General features: G+C 54.8%; 21 protein-coding genes. 12 read left to right on the top strand and 9 right to left on the bottom strand.

Translation table 11 applies throughout. The features are described 5' to 3' along the window. Positions 1 to 11 precede the first annotated feature (11 nt). Positions 12 to 1,190 carry a glycosyltransferase family 4 protein gene (locus tag ACYX34_RS04715; RefSeq protein ID WP_462075400.1) on the top strand — a complete coding sequence of 393 codons (1,179 nt, stop codon included), beginning with the start codon at positions 12 to 14 and terminating at the stop codon, positions 1,188 to 1,190. 53 nt (positions 1,191 to 1,243) lie between these two features. Then, positions 1,244 to 2,005: a class I SAM-dependent methyltransferase gene (locus ACYX34_RS04710; RefSeq protein ID WP_462075399.1), complete on the top strand. Its 762-nt coding sequence runs from the start codon at positions 1,244 to 1,246 to the stop codon at positions 2,003 to 2,005. A gap of 14 nt (positions 2,006 to 2,019) precedes the next feature. Here the strand turns inward: ACYX34_RS04710 and ilvD are convergent, their stop codons facing one another. From ilvD to ACYX34_RS04690, 4 genes are all read right to left on the bottom strand, one after another. Next, positions 2,020 to 3,693 (bottom strand): dihydroxy-acid dehydratase, encoded by a 1,674-nt coding sequence (gene ilvD, locus ACYX34_RS04705; RefSeq protein WP_462075398.1) that lies wholly within the window; start codon positions 3,691 to 3,693, stop codon positions 2,020 to 2,022. A 120-nt stretch (positions 3,694 to 3,813) separates the two neighbouring features. Then, complete coding sequence (locus ACYX34_RS04700; protein WP_462075397.1) at positions 3,814 to 4,461, bottom strand: Spy/CpxP family protein refolding chaperone; 648 nt, start codon at positions 4,459 to 4,461, stop codon at positions 3,814 to 3,816. Between the two features lie 111 nt (positions 4,462 to 4,572). Further along, entirely contained in the window at positions 4,573 to 5,622 is a 1,050-nt protein-coding gene (locus tag ACYX34_RS04695) for a DnaJ C-terminal domain-containing protein (RefSeq protein WP_462075396.1), read from the bottom strand. Between the two features lie 85 nt (positions 5,623 to 5,707). Further along, a complete protein-coding gene (locus ACYX34_RS04690; RefSeq protein ID WP_462075395.1) occupies positions 5,708 to 6,646 on the bottom strand; it encodes an ATP-binding protein in 939 nt (312 codons plus the stop codon). 307 nt (positions 6,647 to 6,953) lie between these two features. On the opposite strand from ACYX34_RS04690, the gene ACYX34_RS04685 reads away from it, so the two are divergent. The 3 genes from ACYX34_RS04685 (at position 6,954) to ACYX34_RS04675 (ending at position 10,378) form a co-directional block, all read left to right on the top strand. Then, positions 6,954 to 7,970, top strand: coding sequence for a class I SAM-dependent methyltransferase (locus tag ACYX34_RS04685; protein ID WP_462075394.1), 1,017 nt, complete (start codon positions 6,954 to 6,956; stop codon positions 7,968 to 7,970). Between the two features lie 323 nt (positions 7,971 to 8,293). After that, positions 8,294 to 8,962 (top strand): TrkA C-terminal domain-containing protein, encoded by a 669-nt coding sequence (locus ACYX34_RS04680; protein ID WP_462075393.1) that lies wholly within the window; start codon positions 8,294 to 8,296, stop codon positions 8,960 to 8,962. A gap of 21 nt (positions 8,963 to 8,983) precedes the next feature. Beyond that, positions 8,984 to 10,378: a Do family serine endopeptidase gene (locus ACYX34_RS04675; RefSeq protein ID WP_462075392.1), complete on the top strand. Its 1,395-nt coding sequence runs from the start codon at positions 8,984 to 8,986 to the stop codon at positions 10,376 to 10,378. A gap of 65 nt (positions 10,379 to 10,443) precedes the next feature. Here the strand turns inward: ACYX34_RS04675 and fusA are convergent, their stop codons facing one another. After that, positions 10,444 to 12,555 carry an elongation factor G gene (fusA, locus tag ACYX34_RS04670; protein WP_462075391.1) on the bottom strand — a complete coding sequence of 704 codons (2,112 nt, stop codon included), beginning with the start codon at positions 12,553 to 12,555 and terminating at the stop codon, positions 10,444 to 10,446. A gap of 103 nt (positions 12,556 to 12,658) precedes the next feature. Next, positions 12,659 to 13,363: a RadC family protein gene (radC, locus tag ACYX34_RS04665; protein ID WP_462075390.1), complete on the bottom strand. Its 705-nt coding sequence runs from the start codon at positions 13,361 to 13,363 to the stop codon at positions 12,659 to 12,661. Positions 13,364 to 13,551: 188 nt separating this feature from the next. On the opposite strand from radC, the gene ACYX34_RS04660 reads away from it, so the two are divergent. The 5 genes from ACYX34_RS04660 to ACYX34_RS04640 all read left to right on the top strand — a co-directional run bounded on the left by ACYX34_RS04660 (position 13,552) and on the right by ACYX34_RS04640 (position 16,652). Continuing rightward, on the top strand, positions 13,552 to 13,725 hold the full coding sequence (locus ACYX34_RS04660) for a hypothetical protein (protein ID WP_086426070.1): 174 nt from the start codon (positions 13,552 to 13,554) through the stop codon (positions 13,723 to 13,725). A gap of 279 nt (positions 13,726 to 14,004) precedes the next feature. Continuing rightward, complete coding sequence (rsmD, locus tag ACYX34_RS04655; protein ID WP_462075389.1) at positions 14,005 to 14,574, top strand: 16S rRNA (guanine(966)-N(2))-methyltransferase RsmD; 570 nt, start codon at positions 14,005 to 14,007, stop codon at positions 14,572 to 14,574. Beyond that, positions 14,571 to 15,059, top strand: a complete 489-nt coding sequence (gene coaD / locus ACYX34_RS04650; RefSeq protein WP_462075388.1) for a pantetheine-phosphate adenylyltransferase — start codon at positions 14,571 to 14,573, stop codon at positions 15,057 to 15,059. The genes rsmD and coaD overlap by 4 nt, the downstream gene beginning before the upstream one ends. Next, a complete protein-coding gene (locus ACYX34_RS04645; protein WP_462075387.1) occupies positions 15,056 to 16,249 on the top strand; it encodes a pyridoxal phosphate-dependent aminotransferase in 1,194 nt (397 codons plus the stop codon). The genes coaD and ACYX34_RS04645 overlap by 4 nt, the downstream gene beginning before the upstream one ends. 61 nt (positions 16,250 to 16,310) lie before the next feature. After that, on the top strand, positions 16,311 to 16,652 hold the full coding sequence (locus ACYX34_RS04640) for an FmdB family zinc ribbon protein (protein WP_462075386.1): 342 nt from the start codon (positions 16,311 to 16,313) through the stop codon (positions 16,650 to 16,652). A 14-nt stretch (positions 16,653 to 16,666) separates the two neighbouring features. Here ACYX34_RS04640 and ACYX34_RS04635 read toward each other — a convergent pair whose 3' ends face one another. From ACYX34_RS04635 to purH, 3 genes are all read right to left on the bottom strand, one after another. Then, entirely contained in the window at positions 16,667 to 17,092 is a 426-nt protein-coding gene (locus ACYX34_RS04635; RefSeq protein ID WP_462075385.1) for a hypothetical protein, read from the bottom strand. Between the two features lie 277 nt (positions 17,093 to 17,369). Then, entirely contained in the window at positions 17,370 to 18,644 is a 1,275-nt protein-coding gene (gene purD / locus ACYX34_RS04630; protein ID WP_462075384.1) for a phosphoribosylamine--glycine ligase, read from the bottom strand. A gap of 225 nt (positions 18,645 to 18,869) precedes the next feature. Then, entirely contained in the window at positions 18,870 to 20,426 is a 1,557-nt protein-coding gene (purH, locus tag ACYX34_RS04625; RefSeq protein WP_462075383.1) for a bifunctional phosphoribosylaminoimidazolecarboxamide formyltransferase/IMP cyclohydrolase, read from the bottom strand. Positions 20,427 to 20,698: 272 nt separating this feature from the next. Here purH and ACYX34_RS04620 point away from each other — a divergent pair, with 272 nt between their 5' ends. Beyond that, a complete protein-coding gene (locus ACYX34_RS04620) occupies positions 20,699 to 21,184 on the top strand; it encodes a hypothetical protein (RefSeq protein ID WP_462075382.1) in 486 nt (161 codons plus the stop codon). A gap of 692 nt (positions 21,185 to 21,876) precedes the next feature. Then, the coding region (locus ACYX34_RS04615) for a coiled-coil domain-containing protein (protein ID WP_462075381.1) at positions 21,877 to 23,635 on the top strand (1,759 nt) is incomplete at its 3' end.

Genomic DNA, 23,635 nt, shown 5'->3' with positions numbered 1-23,635 from the left:
TGACAGGTGTCGTGGACACGATTTGCCATATCATTACAAAGCTTGAGCTTGGCGGAGCGCAAGAAGTCGCACTTCATGTCGTGTCCCATCTGGACCCCAGAAAATATCGAGTCATTCTGATCAGTGGGCCCGGGGGACTCCTGACAGAGGAGGCCCGACACTTACCTCATGTCGAGGTAAGACTGCTTCCCGAGCTGGGCCGACAGATCCATCCGTTGGATGATCTGGTGGCCCTCGTTCGGCTGACCACACTCCTTCGCCGTCTTCGTCCATCGATTGTCCATACACATAGCTCAAAGGCGGGCATCCTTGGCCGATGGGCTGCATGGTTTGCCGGAGTTCCAATCATTGTCCATACCATCCATGGATATGGTGTCACTCCCGTACAGCCTCGCTGCTTGAAGTGGTTGCTGGTCATGGTGGAACGAATCACCGGCTGGGTAACGACCCAGTGGATTGCCGTCTCTCACGCTGACATCAAGAAGGGCCTCGCCTGGGGTCTATTTGGAAACAACGTTTTGTTGGTACGGCCGGGGATCGATCCAAGACCGTTTCAACAAGTGATGGACCCGGCAGACCGCGAACGACTGAGAAAAGAACTGGGCGCACGGACCGAAACACCTCTGATCGGAACTGTGGCATGTCTCAAACCGCAAAAAGCTCCCGAGGACTTCATCGAGGTGGCCAAGCTGGTCACCGCATCACTACCCAACGTCCGGTTCGTTCTCATCGGAGACGGCGAATTGCGAGCGAAAGTCGAGTCGTTGATCGCTCGCCATCGTCTTCAGGATTGTGTCCATCTCGCTGGGTGGAGACGGGATATTCCGGCGGTGATGCACGCACTCGATATATTTCTCTTAACCTCTCACTGGGAAGGATTACCTCGAGTTTTACTTGAAGCACGGGTCTCAGATTTACCTATTGTAGCCACAAAGGTCGGTGGGGCGGATGAAGTCGTGATTGAGCCGACAATGGGAGAACTCTGTGAAGCAGGAGACATCAACGGATTGGCTAAGGCAATCATCCGGATGTTGTCATCTCCAGTGAAACCATCGGTTGTTCGCACAGCAGAGCCATCTCCACTTCCATGTGAGTTTCACATCAGCGAAACGATTCTGCAATACGAACGACTGTATGACTGCTTACTGAGCCCCTCTCACGCGGGCATGAGTCACAGAATAATCGAGTGAGGATCACCCTGAACGGGCCATACCCAGAAGTCAGGCCCTGACGTACGTGAGTTATGACGTTTGTCCCGCTTGAGATCATTCACAATCTGCTTCTTGGATTGAAGCCAATTGCTCAATTGATCCAGCAGTACCACCTGACAGGAATCAACTCGGATTCCAGAAAGGTGCAAGAGGTTTTTGAGATGTACAGCCGATTCGAGTCGACACTTGGAAAGGATGTATTGGAGATTGGACCAGGACAAACCCTGGAGGTCTTGGAAACCGCACTGACAAAAGGGGCGGTCAGTTGTACCGCTGTCGATGTCTTGAGGTATGTGACGAACAATGAGGCAACACGAAAGCGGATCAACTACATTATTTATGACGGCCAGCGGCTACCGTTTCACTCCGGCCAATTCGACTGCGTCTGGTCCCACACCGCTTTTGAACATGTGCGCGATCCAGCGACGACTGTCGCAGAATGTTTTCGGGTCCTGCGCGCCGGTGGGCACCTCGTGGCGCTGATTGACCTCGGCGACCACTCGTACTACGGTGTACAGCCTCCACAGCCACTCAAGCTCTTCGATTGCCTCCGGTATCCTGAGTGGCTATGGAATCTGATGAAATGGAATCGCAGCTCCTACACCAATAGGTTGAGAAAATCAGAGTGGATGAGGTTGTTTACTGAGGCAGGATTCGCAATTGAGCACCAAGAATCCACGGTGAGCCACCTCATCGCCGAGGTGTTGCCTTCACTCTCATACTTGCATCGCTACTCATATGATGATGCCGTAACCAGTGTCCTCATACTGTGGCTCAAAAAACCACAGGCCTGAGCCGCCATCAAGACTTACGTTGTCACTGCACCTTCCGAGGCGGACGAAACGTGTCTGGCATATTTCCCCATCACACCAGAGGTGTACCGCGGAGTCGGTCGTTTGACCTTCTTGAGTCGAGTCGCGATCTCTTTTTTCGAAAGCTTCACATCAAGACGGCGTTTGGGAATATCAAACGTAATAATGTCCCCATTCTTGACTGCTGCAATGGGTCCACCTTTGACCGCTTCAGGCGCCACATGGCCGGCCATCAGCCCGTGCGTAGCCCCAGAAAACCGGCCATCGGTGAGCAAGGCAACAGAGTCGCCGAGCCCGGCGCCGACGATCGCCGCCGTCACACCAAGCATCTCGCGCATCCCTGGACCACCGGCCGGGCCTTCGTACCGAATCACGACAACATCACCGGCCTTGATTTGACCAGCCTTGACCGCTACGAAGGCATCCTCTTCTTGATCGTATACCTTGGCCGGTCCTTGAAACTTCGTCATCGAATGACCGGCCACCTTCACCACACAGCCCTCCGGCGCCAAATTCCCTTTCAATATGACCAGGCCGCCGGTCGGCTTGATCGGGTGGGCGAGGGGACGCAACACCTGCTGTCCGGATACTTCACGAGCCTGCGAGGCTTCTTCTCCGATCGTCCGACCGGTCACCGTCGGCTGATTCCCATGGAGCAATCCAGCATCGAGCAATCGCTTGGCGACCAGGGTGGTTCCCCCAGCGGCATAGAGATCCGCCGCGGCAAAGCGACCGCCCGGCTTCAAGTCGGCCAGTAACGGAACCTTGCGGTTGATCCTATCAAAATCGTCGATGCTCAGCTTGATCCCCGATTCACGCGCGATGGCAAGCAGATGCAGAACGGCATTCGTGGAGCCACCCGTCGTCGCGACAGCGGCAATGGCATTCTCCAATGACTTGCGCGTAATGAGCTGACGCGGGCGAAGATCCTGCTTCACAAGCTCCATCACCATCTTGCCGCATTCGAATGCGACGTCATCTTTCTGACCATCCATAGCGGGCACTCCATTGCGCCCCATGGGGGAAATGCCCAGAAACTCAAAGGCAATGGCCATGGTATTCGCCGTAAATTGGCCACCACAGGCCCCAGGTCCCGGACAGGCATGATCCTCCAGGTCCTTCAACTCGGCATCGGTCATTTTTCCCGAGGCATGCTTGCCGACGGCTTCAAAGACATCTTGAATGGTCACATCATGCCCCTGAAACTGTCCCGGCATAATCGATCCGCCGTACAGCATGAGCGACGGCACATTCAACCGAGCGAGGGCCATGACGGTTCCAGGGATCGTCTTGTCGCAACCGGACAGCGCGACGACCGCATCAAACAAATGTCCACGTGCCACGAGTTCAATCGAATCGGCAATGACCTCACGGCTGATGAGCGAAGCCTTCATGCCTTCGGTGCCCATGGAGATTCCGTCGGACACGGCGATCGTGTTGTACTCGATCGGAGTCCCTCCGGCAGCTCGGATGCCGGCTTTCACACGCTCGGAAAGCCGACGTAAATGGAAATTGCAGGGCATGACCTCAATCCACGTATTGGCGACACCGACCAGCGGTTTCGTCAGGTCGTCGTCCGTAAAGCCGACGGCTTTCAACATCGCCCGAGCCGGCGCGCGGCCGGCTCCCACCAAGAGATCATGACTTTGAAGCTTGACTTGTTTTTTCATCTGTCGTTGAGGTCCTCTTTCTGAATCTGCATCCCGCAAGTGAACAACGCTTCATGAAATACGTGTCACGAGATTGGAAGCGACGTAAGCACAAAGCCGGCGGACGTTTTCACCATCCCGCTAGTAACTGGGTGATGCCGGAGGTGCAGCCTCATGCGGATTCTTGCCCTGAGGGTTGCTCCCATGGGGATTGGCACCATGAGGGCCGGCACCGTGAGGATTGGCGCCATAGGGCATGGCCCCGCCATGATGCATCCCTGAGCCTTTGTGTTGCTCCATCACTTTGTCATGCTCGGACTTTTCCTTGGCGCGCTGTTCCGGAGTCAGCACGGCCATCACGTCTCGGCGAGCCTTGATCGCTGCCATGCGCAATCCGATTTGGAGATCTTCACTCTGTCTCAGTTTGGCTTCGATCGCTCCGAGATCGGACTTCTCCTCATCGGTCAGCGCTTTGGCCTCACGTTCGGCAATTTGAATGTCCGCTTCTGCCTTGATCCGGACACGGTCAAGGTTCAATTGTATCTCCTTGAGCTTCGCGACCTGATCCCCACTGAGTCCGATATCCTTTTCATGCTTCAATAGATGTCGGATCAAATGACCGGTCCCGGTATGCATCATCCCTTTTCCGTACCCATGACTGCCGCCGTCGCCATGTCCGCCTCCCGCATGACCATAACTTGGATCGTTCGCCCACAGACTGGGTACGCCCAACACCAACAGACAGGCCGACACAACCGCAACCATTGCCGTCTTCGTGACTGACTTCATGCATTCCTCCTTGGTTTGGAAGCCCCTTGTCCGAAGCTTGCCACAGCAAGCGCCGCAACGCAAGCGAGCCCTTCGACTCCACGTTCATATTGAAGCGGCTATCGTGTTGACTCAATACCGTTGTGCCTGATGGAGGAGTTCCGCGCGGGGATCCGGATGCCGTTGTTTGCTCAACCGTTCGTAGAGGATCCGCTCTTCTTCCGTGGCCATCGTCGGCATCACGATCTGCAAGGTCAAAAAGAGGTCTCCAGCCCCACCGGTGGCCGAGGGTAATCCTTTCCCCTTGAGTCGAAGTTTCGCGTCAGCCTTGCTGCCAGGAGGCACTTTGACCTTCACCGGTTCCGTCAACGTAGGCGCCGTTACGTCTGCTCCAAGAATCGCTTCCCACGGATAGATGGGGAGGGTGACATGAAGATCCGACCCCTGCCGGCGAAAAATTTGATCGGTAGGGATATTGATCAGCAGATAGAGATCGCCCCGCTTCCCACCGCCGCTCCCGAGCTGACCTTTTCCTGCAACCCGAACTCGAGTACCGTCCTGCACCCCCGCAGGAATTTTCACTTCAATGGTTTTGTGATCGGTCGTTCTCCCAGTGCCCTGACAGGTTCCACAGGGCCGTCCCCGCACCGTGCCGTGGCCCTGACAGGTCGAACAGGTTTGTGGTTCCCGCAGATTCACCCGTTTCACGACACCGGTCAGGACTTCCCGCAAGGTCAACTGCACTTCCGTCTCTAAATCCTGCCCAGACCGTCCACTTGTACTCCGTCCTCCGGTCTCCTGTTTTCGATTTCCAAATAAGCTCTCAAAGAAATCAGAGAAGTGTTCTCCGGTCCCGCCGCGACTGTTGGGATCTTGCTCAAAGTCCCAAGGGCTACTCGCGCCTCTCGTCCAGGCCTGCTGACGAGCCTTTTCAAACGCTTGAGCTTGATCCCAATCGCTCCCGTACTGATCATACTTCTTTCGCTTGTCGGGATCGGTGAGGACCTCCTGTGCTTCATTGAGCTCTTTAAATTTCTTTTCCATCTCGGCCTTCTTCGCACCGGAGTGAAGGTCGGGATGGTATTGACGGGCCAACCGACGAAAGGCTTTCTTGATCTCATCAGCTGAAGCCGTGCGGGATACACCGAGTGTCTGATAGTAATCTTGCGGAGCCGTTCCCATACAACGTCCGTTTGTGGAGAATGGAGCAGATGCTGTCGACGATCAGCTTACGGAGTGCGCACCAGGTTTGCAAGAGCCGAATGGGTCAGCGAGCGGGTGGTGCCTTGGCTCGCGCCATCAGCTTGCAGTACGAACAGGTCTCAGCCGTGGTGGGCTGCCCGCAAGTCGGGCAGGGGTGGAGCGAGGCTTGATCTTTTTCCGTCATGCTCGTCGCGGTCGGTGCTTTCTTACGCTGCTTTTCCAAAAACCCCCAATAGAAGTATTGTTTCGTCCCAGGAGATTCCGTCTCCAGTCGGTTGAGGACCTCCTTGTAGAGGAGGGTGCGCGCACCCCGCGCCATGGGACATTCATCGACGATGTAATCGATCCCGTTCAGCACACAGTAGGCGGCAAGTTCCCGTTCAGTCAATCTATAGAGAGGCTTCACCTTTTTCGCGAAACCTTCGATTGAGGCAGGAAGATTGGGACTCTGTTTCTCAAGATAGTCTTCTTGCCAATGGAGCACATTGCCGAGCAGGCGGGCAGCCTCATCGTCGAGATTGTGGCCGGTCGCCATCACATCATAATCCTGTTCGATGGCCACGCGGTTGAATTGATAGCGTTTGATCGTGCCGCAGGTACTGCACGTCGGGCGATGCACGAGCTGCGCAAGTTCTTTAATGCCGGCGCCTTCGGTTTGCTCAACGGTGTGGAGATGCAGCGTACTTCCACACGACACCGCAACCGTTTCGGCATATCGCTGAACCTTGTCCCGTGAGCGATCCGAATAGCCTGGAATACCGAGATTCACATAGAGCGCGTCGGCCTTGTACCCCAGCTTCAGGAGAATATCCCAGAGCGCCAGACTATCCTTTCCTCCCGACACAGCCACAAGAATCCGGTCATCCTTCCCGAACATTTCCTGCGACTTGATCGCTCGCACCACTTGATCATGAGCAAAAGAGTTCAAGCAACCCTTGCAGAATGCTGCGTTGTGACGGGGCAACTTCAGCACGGCCTTAGTCTTACATTTCGTACAATTCATCGCAGTGATCATACGGACGAAGCCGGCTGATTGCAAACTGAGACGGGTGCGTTTCAAACAGATTGTGGGAAAACCTCTGTTGCTCCTGAGCTTGGTGTAAGCCTATCGGTCGGGTGGAAACTGACATTCTCGTTGCGCCCAGCACAGCAGCCAGTACAATCACTCATGCGGTGGGAGGATTTTGACGGGGAGGCCTTGCACTAGTTTCCAGCCGGTCACGGTGTGATTGGTTTGGACGAGAAAGATAAAGTTATGCTTACTAACATAGACCTTCGGGCTGTGGTGGCATAAACCCGGGAGTGAACTCATGGCAGACGACAAAATCTTTGTCGACATGCAGCGGTGGCACATGGACAACGACATTCATGGACCCGACCGTCAGCGAATCCACGAAAGCTGGTTCCGCGACGATACAGTGGACTCTTGGCGGCACCGGAGAATGTACGAAACCTGTACCCCACTGGCCGTGCGTTATCAAGGTGCTAGCTGGCTGACAATCGGTGACGGTCGCTATGGGCTAGACTCTGTCAGACTTCGAAAACTCTTTGGGATCACGAGCGTCTTGCCGACTGACATCGGCTCGTGTCTGCTCGAACAGGGAAAGGCGCGGGGGCTCTTCGGCGAATACGCTGTCGAGAATGCAGAGAAGCTGACCTTCAAAGACGAAGCATTCGACGTCGTGTTCTGTAAGGAGTCCTATCACCATTTTCCTCGGCCGACCATTGCCCTCTATGAGATGTTGCGTGTCAGCAGGGAGGTGGTGATCCTGATCGAGCCGCTCGAAGACGTTACCTTGGGCTACCAGTTCTCACGACGCGACTCGATTCGAGTCTTGATTGAGAGCGTGAGATCGAAACTGATTGGCCAGCCCCATCCCCATTTGGCCGATGTCTTGCCCGATGTCGTAACGATTAACCCGGTCAGCCATGGATTTGAAGATTATGGAGACGGCACCGGGAACTATATCTATGGCCTTTCAATTCGGGAGACGGAGAAGATCGTCCATGGGCTTGATCTTGGTGGTATGGCATGGCTGGGGTTTAATGACCACTATGTGAAGGGATGCGAATTTGAGCCCGCGGTATCCGGTAATCCCATGTTCGTCGAAGTACAGAAGGCGATCCAGCACCTAGATGAACAATGCCAGCGCTTTCCTCGATGTCAAAAGTACGAGTTTGCCACCGTTGTACTGTTCAAGTCCGTAATTGATCCAGTGCTGAGAGATGAGATGATGAATGCGGGGTATCGGTTCGTGCGGAAAAAAACTAATCCGGTATTGGGGGCTGGAAGGGCCGTACCGGGGATGGCGAACCAGCCAGAATAATGAATCTACCCCCTCCGATTCGACGAATTAGCACCTGCATTGCCCATCTTTACACACTTCAACCATACACAAATTTTACTCGCAAGCGGCCAATCCGATGGTAGAGAGGCATGATGCACACATCTCGGCGAAGAGCTTCGCATTTCAAGTTAAATAAAGATGAACATTGGTAATCAGATCCCACGCTGCTCCTGGGAAAGTAATGTGTTATAGTCCGATCAGCACCTACGTAACCGGCATCCTGTGTACGGAGTAGGAAGTTGATTAGGTGCTATAGATGACCAGAATAATCTATAAGTTGACATAATAGACGTTATCAGAATATGACATTTGAATTGTTTGACCGCGTCCACAAAGAGCTTTCGATTACCGGACAAGCCTTTTATGAAAGCATTCTGGCTATCTCCGAAGTCGTCAACCGCAAGGTGGAGATTATCCGACTGCATTGGCAGGCTTCCTCTTTGCTTCAGCGTATCGACGATGTCACCGCTCGAGTTGGACGACTCATCGCCGTGCAGGTGTCTGATCGACTCCACTCCAGACTTCAGCCAGATTCGATTGTGTATGCAGTTGATGAAGCCTTAACCGACGCCCGTGCTCACATCCATGAATTAAAACGATCCTTGATGCAAGTCGATGCACAAATCCGCGAACTCAAACTTGAAGCGACTCATCAAGATTTACTTTTATTGCACCACGACCTGACCGTACGATCGGCTGGAATCGAACGCCTCACAGTGGCGCATAGAGCTGCTGCGGCAGGACAACCACTGAGTGCCTCTCCTCATGCTCTTGCATCCTCTGTTGCCACCGTTCTGCGAGGGCCAGTCCTCTTAAGTCCCAGCAGTGACCTTGTCCTACAGCCTGGCGACATCGTCATTGTGATTGGCCCTCAAACTGAGCTGGATCACTTCACGCACTGGTTCACCGGGCAACGTCCCCTCACCCCTGCACGGACACGTCTGCCTCAGGGAGTAGGCACACCAGCATAAAATCAGTTACAATGTCGCTTCATGGCATTGATGACGCTCCTCACAGCTCATATCCGCTCCGGTGTGCATCTGCTCATCCTTTCTCTTCTCGTCTCGGTCTCTTTCGTGCCGACAGTCGAAGCCGTTTCTCCTGACTCTCCCGGGCTTCGCATGCTCGAAGAAATCCAGACCGTCATCACAGAACTCGCCGAACATGCTAAGCCTTCCGTCGTAAACCTCTTTCCGATGACTCTCACAGGAAGACTCCGCGACACGTCAGGAGACCGGACGCCGAATGCATCAGGCTCCGGCTCTGGCCTCATCGTCGACAGCGACGGACACATCGTGACCAATAATCACGTCATCGGCGATGCCACGGAGATTGAGGTTCGCTTCTCAGACAAGACCACGCTCGTTGCTCAGGTAATCGGCAAGGACCCGGATACGGATTTGGCGCTGCTCAAGGTGACAACTGACCGGCCCCTTCCCAGGGCACGGTTCGGTGATTCTTCCACGGTCAAAGTCGGCCAATGGGTCCTGGCGGTCGGAAACCCCTTCGGCTTGGACCGTACGGTGACACTCGGTGTCGTCAGCGGGATCGGTCGTGAAAATATGAATCTCTCACGGTACGAAAACTTCATTCAAACTGATGCCTCAATCAATCCAGGAAACTCCGGAGGGCCGCTATTCAACCTTCGTGGGGAAGTGATCGGGATCAATACCGCGATCATCAATTTTGCCCAGGGCATTGGGTTCGCCATTCCTTCGAACATGGCCAAACATGTCATTGAACAACTGTTGGCGAAAGGAAAGGTCATTCGCGGATGGCTTGGGGTCGGCATTCAACCGCTGACGGCCGAGCTTGCCAAGAAATTTGGCGTCGCCGAGGGCGAAGGGGTCTTGGTGAATGAAGTGTTTGAGAACGATCCTGCCGCTGTTGCCGGAATACGGCCGGGCGATGTCATTGTCCGGATCGATGGGGCTCTCGTCGATTCACCGAATAAGCTCTCTCGCTTGATCGGGACACTGACTCCGGGAGCACGTGCCAAGATCGACGTCGTCCGAGATCTGAAACCCCTGACACTCACCATTCTTCTCACGGAACGCCGCGACGCAGCGGCGGTGCCCACGACTCCTCCTGCACGAGCCGAAGTGAAACTAGGAATTGAGGTTCAGGAGTTGACACCCAGTCTCGCTGAAAAGTTCAAGCTTCGAGAGGCCAAAGGCGTCGTGATTATGCGGATCGAGCCAAACAGCTTGGCTCAAGCCGAAGGGCTGCACGAGGGTGACTTGATCAAAGAGGTAAACCGTGTAGAGACGGCGTCCCTCGCCGACTATTCTGCAGCAATCTCCAAAACGAGGCGCGGCGATACCATCTTGCTTCGCGTGCTTCGTGAAACTCGGGCATTCTATGTCGTTTTGAAGACCTCTGACTGACCCACATTATCCAGACAGTCCTACGGCTCAACGCTTTCCGTACAAGCGTCCATGAAGCATGTGATCTAATGCTCTGCGTGCGATGCCACAACCAGTCCTTCGGCTTTCCGCTTCTCTAGAATTTTTCCTGTGAGATCCCGTGGAACTTCGTCGTACTGCGAAAATTCCATCGCATAATTCCCTCGACCGGCGGTCATGGCATTCAACGCAGTGGCATACCGAAGGAGTTCCGCCAAGGGCACCAGCGCCGTAATCTGCTCCACATGATCCTGGGCGTTCACGGAAAGGATTCGTCCCCGACGGGCATTCAAATCTCCCATGACGGCCCCAACCGTTTCAGTCGGTGTATTGATCTCAACCGTCATGATCGGTTCCAATAGCACGGGATGGGCGCTCTCCATGGCTTTTCTGAATGCCATCGAGCCTGCGATCTTGAACGACATTTCTGAAGAATCGACGACATGGTAGGATCCATCATAGACCGCAACCTGCACATCCACGACCGGACACCTACTGAGTGGACCTTCATGCATGGCCTCATGCACCCCCTTTTCGACCGCCGGAATGAAATTCCGAGGAATGGCCCCCCCGACGACTCGATTTTCGAAGACAAATCCCTGCCCCCTCGGCAATGGCGCCACCTCAAGCCAACAGTCGCCATACTGCCCATGCCCCCCCGTCTGTTTCTTATACTTCCCCTGGGCCTGTGCCGTAGTTTTGATGGTTTCTCGATAGGGAATTTTGGGAGTATGGAGGGTGACATCGACGCCGAATTTTCGATGGAGTTTTTCCAGCGCAAGATCGATATGGAATTGCCCCATCCCGCTGAGCACCATTTCTTTGGTCTCGTCGTTTCGTGAAAATTCCAGCGTCGGGTCTTCTTCGATGAGTTTATGCAGTCCGAGACTGACTTTGTCGATATCCGCCTTCGACTTGGACTCGATTGCATACGACAGAATCGGCTTCGGCAGACCAAGCCCCTGATAGCAGAGAGGATTCCCCTCGTGCGACAAGGTATCACCGGTGTGGGTGTCTTTGAGTTTTGCGATCGCCACGATGTCTCCGCCTTTGGCTGACTCGACCGCCACATGTCGTTTCCCCAAGACTCGGTAGAAATGGCCAAGTTTCTCCCGCACATGTTGTGAAGCATTGAACACGGTCGAATCAGCATGGACGCTGCCCGACACCACACGACAATAGGACAATCGACCAACAAATGGGTCGATGATCGTCTTAAAGACATAGGCGGAAAAAGGTTCATGGACAGTCCCCTTCCGTTCACACCTGTCATGAGTCTCTGGCTGGATGCCGCACCAGGGATGGACCACACCACGCTCGGACGGTGATGGAAAGAGACTGACCATGGCATCAAGCAGAGACCAAACCCCCACGTTCTGCGTGGCCGATCCGGCATAGACGGGAAGAAATTGCCTGGTCACAATATCCCGACGTAGCCCTTCAAGCAGGGCATCCTCGCTCAGCCCCCCCTCCGCGAGATAGGTCTCCAGAAGTGTCTCTCCACTCTCTGCCACAGCCTCCACGAGCTGTGTCTGTGCTCGGATCAGGCTATCCTCCGCATGCGGTGGGATCGGAAGAAGCTCGACGTTCACGGAGCTCGGTCCGGATCGCACGAACTTCTTGAGCCGCACATCAATCACGCCGTCCAATTTCCCCTCGGTCTTGACGGGCACCGTCATGGGAATCGGCGTACAGTCCAGTTGCTTACGACACATCTCAAGCGCATTCTCAAGAGATGCCCCATCCTTATCGAGGCCGTTGAGGAACAGCAGGCAGGGAAGTTCCAAGTCTTTGATCTTTGCCCACAAACGAGCCAGTTCAGTGCGCACACCGATTTGTTCGGTCATCACGAGCACGACCGCATCGACGGCACGGAGCGAAGCCATCGACTCACCGAGCAATGCCAATGCGCCAGGAGTATCGATGAGGGTGAGATGGGTGTGATTCCACGAAAACTGAAGCAGGCTGGCGCTGGTCGACGTACGATGACGGAGTTCTTCAGGCTCAAAATCAGAAATGGTCGTTCCCTGCGTCACAGAGCCAAGTACCGGGAGCGCTCCTCCCGTGTACAACAAGGCCTCGCAGAGAGAGGTCTTCCCTGCACCGGCACTGGATACGATCGCCACATTCCTGACGGATTCTACACAGGTTGTTTCCATGATCGGCCCTCCTTGTGCAGCGATGGTCTTTTACGCCATTCTTATCCTTACCTTTCTGTGATCAAGCTCTGCTTGACGAACGTTCCAAGGTGTCATCCTTCACCTACTGGTCTGTGAGCCACCCCTCGTCTGCAAAACTCACATACCGACCGTCTCCAAGAACAATATGGTCCACCACACGAATCCCCAACAGTCGTCCTGCCTCGGCCAGTCGGCTCGTGAGGTGCCGGTCCTCGACACTCGGTGTGGGATCCCCACTGGGGTGATTATGAAGAAGAATGACGGCCGCCGCCGATTCACGAACCGCCAGGGCGAAAACCTCGCGCGGATGCACAATGCTGAGCGTGAGGCTTCCTTCAGACACCGTTACCTCTCTGAGCACGACATTCTTGGCATCGAGCAGGACAACCTTAAAAAGCTCATGCTTCACCTCGCGCAACAACGGGTGAAAGTGCTTATAGAGGTCGGCACTCGACGAAATACGCGTCCCGGTTGAGAGTGGAGCCGCAAGCGACCGTCTCCCCAGTGCCAGAGCAGCCTTGAGCTGAGCAGCCTTGGCCGGACCGACTCCAGGGATGGTGCAGAGTTCATCCGTCCCGCAGGCAGCAAGCCCCCCCAACCCACCCATCCGTTCAAGGAGTTCAAGGGCAACCTGGACCGCTGATGCATCACGACGGCCGGTTCTCAGCAAGATCGCCAACAGATTGGCGTCGGATAGGGCTTCAGGCCCTTTCGCGAGGAGACGTTCACGAGGTCGCTCGGCCTGGGGCCAGTGCGCAATACCCTTTCCGCGCCCTTTTCCTGCCACAACAACCCCTCGTGATGGACAAAAATTTGACGAACCGAACTCTTTTGTACCGTCAATTTTCTGAAAACGACCGATTCCAGTCAACTACGTAACACATAAGTCATTGAAAAACTGATGAACGACAATTTGGTGCAGCTCTTGCTTAAATTCGCCGTCAGCTGTGAACGTAACCACCCTGGGAGGGTTCAATGGAATGTCCGAAATGCAAGGGAATGATGATGCTGGAGCGGTTCTCGGACTTCTTTCTTGTGTTTTATGCATGGAAATGCATCAATTGCGGTGCCATTATCGACCGCACCATTTCTAACAATCGCCGAAAGAGTTTGGCTGCCCGCGAGTCTCAGACCGTCGGTACGCGCTAAACCCATCGACCATTCGGGCTCGAATGTCGAGCCCGTAAGGCCGTCGTGACAGTCCAAGCTGATCACTGGCATTCCTCCACATCACGCACGGGCATTATAGTCCTCCCACGGAAGTCGGTCAAAACTGCAGACACCCCTCACCCTCTGAACAGCCACGCGATCATTGATAGTCGTCGGACCAACCATTAACGCAGCTCGCCTTGTCCTTGCTTTCTTGACCCCTGTAAAAACGCTATGTTAGAGTTCATACGATCCATTAATGATGTGGTGCTGTGTGGAATGCGTGTGATTGCAGGGACCTACCGCGGAAGGCGCCTCTATGGGCCACGGACACAAGCACTTCGTCCAACCTCTGACCGCGTTCGAGAGGCATTGTTTTCAATTCTTGGAAATCGATTGCCACATAGTCGATTTTTAGACCTGTATGCAGGAACGGGAGCCGTCGGAATCGAAGCGCTCAGCCGTGGTGCAGACCGTGTCACCGCCGTCGAGTCGGACAGAGACGCCGTGAGCCTTCTCCAACGCAATAGACTCCTCTGCCAGATTGGTTCGGAGTTGACCGTCCAGCCTCATACGGTTGAGCAGTTTGTTCGGCGTCCAGCCCACTGGAATGGCCCCTACGATGTGGTCTTTGCCGATCCTCCCTACGCAGAGACAGGAAAACTTTCCTCGCTATTGAATGCATCGATGACGGGGTCACTCTTCGCACCTGATGCATGGCTGATCGTCGAACATGGAGAAAGGACTATGGTTCCCGCGACGCTTGGCCCCACTACCTTACGCCGGCACTATCATTATGGCGACACCACCCTGTCGCTTTACTCTTATCCTGATCTTCACAAGACATGAAAACTGGCATTTATCCTGGCACATTTGACCCTATCACCCACGGACACACCGACATCATCACTCGTAGTCTTCGGATGTTTGATCGAGTGGTGGTGGCCGTGGCACCAAATCCGTCCAAGCATCCGCTGTTCAATGTCACTGAACGGGTCGATATGGTGAGACTCGTCATGAAGGACCTGCCTCAGGTTGAGGTCACGCAATTCGAAGGCTTATTGGTCGACTATGTTGAGCGGTCTGGCGCCCACGCCATTATTCGAGGCTTACGGGCGATCTCAGACTTCGAGCATGAATTTCAGATGGCACTGATCAATCGGAAATTAGCCAAGACCGTGGAGACGGTGTTCCTAATGCCCAGTGAAGAGTACTCCTACCTGTCGTCAACCATCATCAAAGAGGTGGCACGGCATGGAGGTCCCCTGATCGAGTTTCTTCACCCTGAAGTCGCACGCCGTTTGAACGATCGGATCCGGAGTCTCAAATCATGAAACTTGCTGCCCGTGTCAGCCGCATTGCTCCCTCCCCCACGCTCGCCATGGCGGCAACAGCCAAGGCCATGGCCGCACAAGGATTGGACATCATCGACTTTTCCACTGGAGAACCCGATTTCGATACACCGGAGCCGGTCAAGGCCGCTGCTGAAGCAGCCATTCGCGCAGGGTTCACCAAGTACACCCCCTCCTCGGGCATTGATGAGTTGCGTGGGGCTATCGTTGAGAAACTGCAGACGGAGCTTGGCGTTCGATATGAAAAGTCTCAAATCCTGGTGTCTTGCGGGGCGAAACATTCGCTGTATAACCTGGCGGAAGCGTTGCTTGAAGCCGGCGATGAACTCATCATCCCCACACCCTACTGGGTTTCCTATTCAGATCAAGCGCTCTTGAACGATGCGACTCCGATCCTCATGCCAACCAGAGAAGATGAGGGATATGCCGTTCATCCCACGGAGCTTGAACGACTCATTACGCCGAAAACAAAAGCCATTCTGGTCAACAGCCCCTGCAACCCAACCGGGGCGACCTATGATCAAACCACCCTGGAACAGATCGCGGCAGTGGCGATTCGCCATGATCTCATCGTGATTTCCGACGAGATCTATGAAAAGGTCCTCTACGATGGAACCCACCACCTCAGCATCGCATCGCTGGGTCCTGAAATCGCTGCACGGACCGTTATTATCAACGGAGTTTCAAAAGCCTATGCCATGACCGGGTGGCGCATCGGCTATGCGGCAGGCCCGAAAGAGCTCATCACGGCTATGGCCAATATCCAAAGCCAAAGCACCTCCAATCCTTGTTCGATCGCACAAAAAGCGGCCGTCGCTGCATTACGCCTTGGAGAACCATTCACGCTCACCATGGTTGAAGAGTTTTCCCGTCGTCGGAATATCATTATCGAGGGGTTGAACAACATTCCAGGGGTGACCTGTTCCATGCCTCGTGGCGCCTTCTATGCATTCCCCAATATCAAGGGATTATTGGGAAAACGAGGCCCTTCAGGTATGCTCAAGACACCGAACGAAATGGCCAACTATCTCTTGAACGATGCGCACATTGCGGTAGTCCCTGGCGAACCATTTGGCAGTCACAACCATCTCCGATTGTCGTATGCCACCAGCATGACGAACATTACGAGAGGACTCGAACGACTGAGACAAGCCTTTGCCAAACTGGTATAAATCACAAGAGGCTTGCCGCCTAGTACCAAGAACAGAGGACTGATGGAGAAAGGACACACTCATGCCAACGTATGAATATCAATGTGACAGTTGTCTACACCGCTTTGAGGTGAAGCAAAGCATTAAGGATGATCCTCTTTCCGTTTGCGAACGCTGTGGAAAAACGGTCAGACGCCTCATCTCATCACCGGGAATCATGTTTAAGGGAAGTGGGTGGTATGTGACCGACTATTCAGACAAGCTCAAACCACCATCAAGTGGCGGAAGTGAAACACCCTCCGCAAAAACAGACGAGAAGAAAGATTCAACCGCACCAGCTGCAACAACGACAACCACACCAGCCTCTTCTCCGGCGCCGGCGTCAGGCTCAACCGGTTCCTCAACATCTACGTCCTCTTCATAACCGTCGGCATCCGGCTATCGCACACCGATGGATCGTGGGGTTGAATGTTTGCTTGCCGGAGACTTTGCCGCTCCCTTGGAAGTGGCCGTCGCAGGTGACTTGGAGGGACCTTTATGGGGCGAGGCTTTAGGACTCATCGCCTTAATTGCCTTGATGCGTAACGTTTCTAACTGACTCTGCAACCCACTGATGATGACGCTTTTCTCTCGATTCGTTCGACTCATGTCATCCATCTGTCCCTGGAGTTCCTGCTTCACCCTGGTCAAGTCGACCACTTGAGCCTGAAGTTGTGTTTTCTCCATCGTCAACGTTTGAATTTCGGCACGCAATTGTTCGATCTCGTCCTGCAGCGTCGGAGGCCAATAGTCACATCCCACCAGGCTCACCGCGACCCCCACACAGAAGAATACTCCGACGAACCGCCGCTGTTGACGACTCATGCTGGTCTCTCCTCTCCTCATGTGGACCCGTTGATCACATCGTTCCGTACAGCTTCTCCATTGTTTGTGGAATGGCTTCAACATATGACAAGATCAGCATATTCTAGCAGATTGGGGAAGCAGTCACTGAAGGTGTTTGACCCTGGCTATTCGGACCTAAGAGAAACGGGGCAGACTTCTCTTAGCCTCTCGCCACTCGTCAGATATGTGGAGCGATGCCCTCGCTGGATTGGAGCGCACAAGAGATGACGGCAGAGCCGCCTTCAGTACAAGCGGGCTAGCGTCTCAGTGCCCGGTGAGCAATGTCGGTCCGAAAGTGACACCCTTGAAACGAAATCGTGCCCACGACTCGATAGGCCTCACGCTGAGCTTCAGAGAGTGTCGCCCCCAGGCCAAGCACACCAAGGACACGGCCACCGGCTGTGACCACGTTGTTGTCCCGTTGTGCAGTGCCAGCATGAAAGACAACAAAAGACGATGGCGCGCCGGCAGTCGTGGGGAGTCCGGCAATCACCATCCCCTGCTGATACGTCCCGGGATAACCTCCGGATGTCATCACCACGCATACTGCAGCCTCTTGATGCCACTCGACTCGTAGCTGCTCAAGGCGATGGTCGATCACCGCTTCGATCACATCGAGTAAGTCTGTCTTCAGCAGAGGCAACACAACCTGCGTTTCAGGATCTCCCATCCGAGCATTGAACTCGAGCACATAGGGAGTCCCATTCACCACCATCAGGCCAGCGTAGAGCACACCCTGAAACGGAGAACCGACACGGGCCATGGCATCAACCATCGGCTGCAATACTTCATGAAATACTTGATCTCTCAGTGAGGGAGTCCCCAGCGGAGCGGGGCAGTACGCCCCCATTCCACCTGTATTCAGTCCGGTATCCCCATCCCCAACACGCTTGTGATCTTGTGCTGGCGGCATCGGCACGATGGTCTTGCCATCAGTAAAAGCCATGATCGTCAGCTCTTCACCATCCAAGAACTGTTCGATCAAGACCTGCTGACCAGCCTGCCCAAAAACCGCATGTTCCATGCAATCTCGAATCGCTTGTCTTGCCTGCTCACGAGTCGTGGCAATGATGACGCCTTTGCCTTGTGCAAGCCCATCCGCCTTGATGACGACCGGCACCTCGTGCTGCTCAAGATACGCCAACGCCTCTGCAGACTTTTCAAAACTCCTCGCCTGTGCGGTGCGAATCTTGGCCTGTGCCATCACCTCTTTTGAAAAGGTCTTGCTGGCCTCCACACGAGCCGCATTCTTGGTCGGACCAAAAATCCTGAGTTTAGCCTTGCGGAATTCATCGACGATTCCCAGGGCAAGCGGTACTTCCGGCCCAACCACCGTCATATCAATTCGTTCACGAATGGCAAATTCCTTGAGCCCTTGAACATCGTCTACGTTGATCGGCATACAGGTCGCCAACGAAGCAATACCTGCATTGCCTGGAGCACAATACAAGATTGGCTTCCGTGGACTCTGCGCAAGCTTCCATACCATCGCGTGCTCACGCCCCCCGCTCCCAAGTACAAGGACCTTCATGACATTTTCCTGGATGGAGAACGCTCAGCGTTGACGTCGTTTAAAACGAGTTGCGTACAACAGGACAGAGAAGGAACACCCGTAGATGCTGATGTTGCGAGAATGCTCAAACAGGCCATCCCACGAGGCCGCAAGGAGTGAGAGGTCCGACGCGTACTGACAGAATGTACGCTGAAGGTCTCGAGCGTCTGAGAACGAAGTTGGGGACCTGTTTCAGCATCCGAACTAATGGCGGAAGTGGCGCATGCCAGTAAGAATCATCGCCATCCCATGTTCATCCGCCGCCTTGACGACTTCTGCATCGCGAATTGATCCACCCGGTTGAATAACGGCGGTAATCCCAGCTTCGGCAGCGGCATCGAGACCATCACGGAAAGGAAAGAATGCGTCCGAGGCCATGACACAACCCTTCACCGGCATTTGCGCTTTCATCGCTGCTAACTTGACGGAGTCTACCCGACTCATCTGTCCAGCCCCAATCCCCACGGTCTGGCCTGGCTTCGCATAGATGATGGCATTCGACTTCACGTGTTTGCATACGGTCCATGCAAACGCACAGGCGGCATACTCCTCGTCAGTCGGCTTGCGAAGCGTCGGCACCGTCAGTGCACGAAGATCGGTCAAGACTCCGAGATCGCGGTCCTGCACGATAAGTCCACCGACGAGCTTCTTCAGGTCAAACCCATCCTGCTTGACCTTCGTGAGTGGGCCGATATCCAACAACCGAAGATCTTTCTTGCGTTTCAATTCAGCGAGGGCATCATCGGCAAACCCGGGAGCGATGACGACCTCAACGAACGTGGACGTGATTTCCTTTGCGGTGGCCAGATCCACGATACGATTAAAGGCCAGCACCCCTCCGAACGCCGAGACCGGATCGGTCTCGCGGGCCTTCACATAGGCTTCCACCGGTGTCGCTCCCAGGGCCACGCCACACGGATTGTTGTGCTTAATGATGGCAACGGCAGTGTCCTGATATTCTTTCACCAATTCCAGCGCGGAGTTGGCATCCAGAAAATTATTGTACGACATCGCCTTTCCATGCAGGATCTTCCCTCGCGAAACTGAAGGCTCATGATTGCTGAGCTCACGATAAAACGCACCCTGTTGATGAGGGTTTTCGCCATAACGAAGCGTTTCGCTCAACTCAAACTGAAGCGACAGCACCTTGGGGAACTTGACCTCTCCGCCCTTCTTCATCTGCCGCTCCAAGTACCCGGCGATCAATCCATCATAGCGCGCGGTATGTTGAAAGACTTTCATGGCCAACTCACGACGGAGCGCCGCCGTCGCAGCATTGGTCTTCACGGCATCCAACACCCGGGAATAATCGGCCGGATCGACCACGACCAGCACATCCTCATGATTCTTGGCGGCTGAACGCAACATGGACGGGCCACCGATATCGATATTCTCAATGGCGTCTTCAAAACGGCAATCAGACTTACCAATGGTGGCCTCAAAGGGGTACAGATTCACCACCACGACATCGATAGGACCGATCCCATGTTGAGCCATCTGTTCGACATGCGCTGGAAGGGAACGGCGCCCCAGTAAGCCACCATGGATCTTGGGGTGCAATGTTTTCACCCGACCATCAAGAATCTCCGGCGATCCGGTATAGGCAGCCACATCCGTGACATTCACCCCGGCCTCGCGAAGCGCCTTCGACGTTCCGCCTGTCGACAAAATTTGCGCCCCGAGCGCTTCCAGCCCCTTGGCCATCTCGACGACTCCGGTTTTATCTGAAACACTGAGCAACGCCCGCTTGATGCCGGCCATGTGTGTACTCCTTACGGTTCCTAGGCAGTGGGAAGTAGTGACGGTTATGACGAAAGGTTCGCGAAGAATAGCAAATGGGTCTGGCAAGTTCAAGAAGCGGTACCATCGTACTTGCTCACATTCGTACCCTAAACAAACAGAAACCGTGATCCGTACGAAGATGAAGACAATCTACGAGGCCCGACGAACGTGTCATTGACCTTCACACCACCAATCGGGTAACGTCCCCCCGTCAAGGGTAATCCAGGTAAACCTGCATATGGAGGTGCGCCATGCTGGCTGGCCGATTGGTGAGGTTGATCGAGAAGAACTCCGAAAAGCTCGCGAGAGAACTCAGTGAGAAAGTGTGGAATTCTCCCCGCTGTAGTGATTTACGCAAAGTCCCATCCGACGAACTCCAAGCCCGCACCAGCGAAATCTACCAAAACTTAAACAACTGGTTGATGGATATGACCGAGCTTGAGATTGAGATGCGCTACACGGATTTAGGTGTGCGGCGTGCGGGGCAAGGCGTCGCGTTCAGCCATTTCCTGTGGGCCATCACCGCCACCAGAGAACACATGGTGACCTTCGTTCAGCGTGAAGGCTTTTCGGACGGCCCTATGGAATTGCAGGGTGAGCTGGAGCTCATGCACATCCTCGGCCAATTCTTCGATCGGGCGTTGTACTACGCCGCCGTGGGGTATGAGCGCGAACGCACTCGCGTCGGAGAGAAACTCCGCCGTCGCAGGGACGATCATCAGAAAGTGCATGCATAGGCCTGTGGCAGGGTAACTCCGCAGACAACCTACCGGCGGGCTCACCGTACACTGGTGAGCCCCACTTCATTATTCTGTCAAGCGTTTTATTCCAGTTATTCCAGAACAACCGACCTGATTGTACAACCGAGAACGTTCTATCCATGTGGATCCTGAGGTCGCCGCATCATACACACCGAACAGAGCGTTCGCTTCACTCGATCCGATCGCTTCTGGAGAGGCCTCCACTGACTCACCCGTCTTTCCCAAGATATTCCATCCAGTCTCGCGGCCAAATCATACCCGTGACGAACCCCGCAGTTTTCTCGATATCCCCCAGACCAAACTGAGAGCGGCCTCTCGACGCCCTATCCTATCAAGAAGAAGAGCCTATCAAACTTTCACCCTGGTACATGCCTCATCAATTGTGGTACGGTCAGGTGTTGAACCCCAGGCATCACATCATCCACAGTGGGCAGAAGCTCGTGAAGCATGCGGAGATTCTTACCGGCGGCATGGCGTTGATACTCCCTCCTGCAGCCGAAGCATCCCACCACCACGCCCTCGTTCCCCAGAAGCATGCGACTCCATCGCCCACAAGCAGATCCGGATATGCCTCGATACACTCCCTCACGTCACATGCGGCATCAACCCAAACATACGTCTTCAACCGCATCATCACATCACGCAGCTGCTGTAAGGACTGATCAACTATGAGCACACTGGGCAGATGGCTACAACCTCCTCCAAAAGGTTCTTTAGAGCAACAATACCAAGAGCTTGTCAATCTGTTGCGGACGAAGGAACGGACGCTGGAGACGACGTCTCATGATCTGAAGGTAAAGACCGCCGCCATGCAGATTCTCGAGCAGAAGATCATGTCATCGGAGACGCAGTTCAACTCCGCCCAACGAGAGCTTGTCTCTCGCGGCGAACAAATCAAAGCACTCGAGGCAGAGTTGGCTCTCCGATCGAAGCGAGTGGCGGACATCGAGACCGATGGAGTTGCTGCGCAACAACAGGTGAATGAGCTGAAGTCAATCATGGCTGCCCAGACCGAAGAACTCCGCGGGGCTCAACAAGCTCGCGAAGTTCTGAAGGAAGAGATCCGTGTCCTGCGTGAACATATTGCCCAGCTCAACCAAGGGCTGGCTGATCGAGATCAAGTCCGAGTCCGTATGGAGAAGCTGGAATCGGCTCAAGATCGTGTTCATCTGTTGGAGGTCGAACTCAGTGATCGGGAAGCCGCTCATCGCCGCAGAATCCAGCAGCTCGAACAGCTCCTCACGGAACGCGATCAGCGAATTGGTGCGTTTGATACGAACGCCGCTGCCCAGATGGAGGAGCTCCGTAGTACCCAGCAGGCCTGTCAGGCTGCCGAACAGGCCCGTGAAATCCTGAAGGAGGAAATCCGTATCCTCAGGGAACAGATCACCCAACTCAACGAAGGCCTCCCCGCCCGAGAGCGTCTTCGCGCTCAAGTCAAGGAGTTGGAGTCGATGCGAGGTCGCGTCCATCAACTCGAGGTCGAACTCAGTGACCGGGAAGCCGCCCATCGCACGACACTCCAGCAACTGGAGCAGACCCTTGCGGAGCGAGACCGGCGCATCGGGGAATTCGACACCCTCGCTGCGGCCCACATGGACGAGCTGCGTGGTGTGCAGCACGCCTGTCAAACTGCCGAACAGACCCGCGAAATCCTGAAGGAGGAAATCCGCGTCCTCCGCGAACAGATCGCCCAACAGAACGAAGCGCTTACCCATCAAGATCGGCTGCGCGCCCAGGTCAAGAAACTGGAGGCAACCCAAGATCGCGTGCATCAGCTGGAAGTCGAACTCAGTGACCGGGAAGCCGCCCATCGCACGACACTCCAGCAACTGGAGCAGACCCTTGCGGAGCGAGACCGGCGCATCGGGGAATTCGACACCCTTGCTGCGACCCACATGGACGAGCTGCGTAGTGCGCAGTACGCCTGTCAAACTGCCGAACAGGCCCGTGAAATCCTGAAGGAGGAAATCCGCGTCCTTCGTGAACAGATCGCCCAACAGAACGAAGCGCTTGCCCATCAAGATCGGCTGCGCGCCCAGGTCAAGAAACTGGAGGCGACCCAAGACCGCGTGCATCAGCTGGAAGTCGAACTCAGTGACCGGGAAGCCGCCCATCGCGCAACACTCCAGCAACTGGAACAGGCCCTGGCGGAGCGAGACCGGCGGATCAATGAGTTCGATTCGATGGCGGCCGCGCAGGCGGACGAAGTTCAGGATGCCCTAGAGGCCTGCCGGACTGCCGAGCAGACCCGCGAAGTCCTGAAAGAGGAAATCCGCGTCCTCCGTGAGCATATCGCCCAACAGAACGAAGGGCTCGCCCACCGAGACCGGCTACGCGCCCAGGTCAAGAAACTGGAGGCAACCCAAGATCGCGTGCATCAGCTGGAAGTCGAACTCAGTGATCGGGAAGCTGCCCATCGCACCA

The sequence above is a fragment of the Nitrospira sp. CMX1 genome, from assembly GCF_054902215.1.
The sequence above is the reverse complement of the archived record's forward strand: the minus strand, read 5'-3'. Positions and strand labels throughout refer to the sequence as shown.

Coding starts and splice junctions, on each gene's coding strand:
- ACYX34_RS04680 (WP_462075393.1), top strand. CDS start 8,294: ATGACATTTGAATTGTTTGACCGCGTCCACAAAGAGCTTTCGATTACC.
- purD (WP_462075384.1), bottom strand. CDS start 18,644: ATGAAGGTCCTTGTACTTGGGAGCGGGGGGCGTGAGCACGCGATGGTA.
- ilvD (WP_462075398.1), bottom strand. CDS start 3,693: ATGAAAAAACAAGTCAAGCTTCAAAGTCATGATCTCTTGGTGGGAGCC.
- ACYX34_RS04695 (WP_462075396.1), bottom strand. CDS start 5,622: ATGGGAACGGCTCCGCAAGATTACTATCAGACACTCGGTGTATCCCGC.
- fusA (WP_462075391.1), bottom strand. CDS start 12,555: ATGGAAACAACCTGTGTAGAATCCGTCAGGAATGTGGCGATCGTATCC.
- ACYX34_RS04685 (WP_462075394.1), top strand. CDS start 6,954: ATGGCAGACGACAAAATCTTTGTCGACATGCAGCGGTGGCACATGGAC.
- rsmD (WP_462075389.1), top strand. CDS start 14,005: ATGCGTGTGATTGCAGGGACCTACCGCGGAAGGCGCCTCTATGGGCCA.
- ACYX34_RS04620 (WP_462075382.1), top strand. CDS start 20,699: ATGCTGGCTGGCCGATTGGTGAGGTTGATCGAGAAGAACTCCGAAAAG.
- ACYX34_RS04675 (WP_462075392.1), top strand. CDS start 8,984: ATGGCATTGATGACGCTCCTCACAGCTCATATCCGCTCCGGTGTGCAT.
- ACYX34_RS04700 (WP_462075397.1), bottom strand. CDS start 4,461: ATGAAGTCAGTCACGAAGACGGCAATGGTTGCGGTTGTGTCGGCCTGT.
- ACYX34_RS04690 (WP_462075395.1), bottom strand. CDS start 6,646: ATGAATTGTACGAAATGTAAGACTAAGGCCGTGCTGAAGTTGCCCCGT.
- ACYX34_RS04710 (WP_462075399.1), top strand. CDS start 1,244: ATGACGTTTGTCCCGCTTGAGATCATTCACAATCTGCTTCTTGGATTG.
- purH (WP_462075383.1), bottom strand. CDS start 20,426: ATGGCCGGCATCAAGCGGGCGTTGCTCAGTGTTTCAGATAAAACCGGA.
- ACYX34_RS04635 (WP_462075385.1), bottom strand. CDS start 17,092: ATGAGTCGTCAACAGCGGCGGTTCGTCGGAGTATTCTTCTGTGTGGGG.
- coaD (WP_462075388.1), top strand. CDS start 14,571: ATGAAAACTGGCATTTATCCTGGCACATTTGACCCTATCACCCACGGA.
- ACYX34_RS04660 (WP_086426070.1), top strand. CDS start 13,552: ATGGAATGTCCGAAATGCAAGGGAATGATGATGCTGGAGCGGTTCTCG.
- ACYX34_RS04645 (WP_462075387.1), top strand. CDS start 15,056: ATGAAACTTGCTGCCCGTGTCAGCCGCATTGCTCCCTCCCCCACGCTC.
- ACYX34_RS04640 (WP_462075386.1), top strand. CDS start 16,311: ATGCCAACGTATGAATATCAATGTGACAGTTGTCTACACCGCTTTGAG.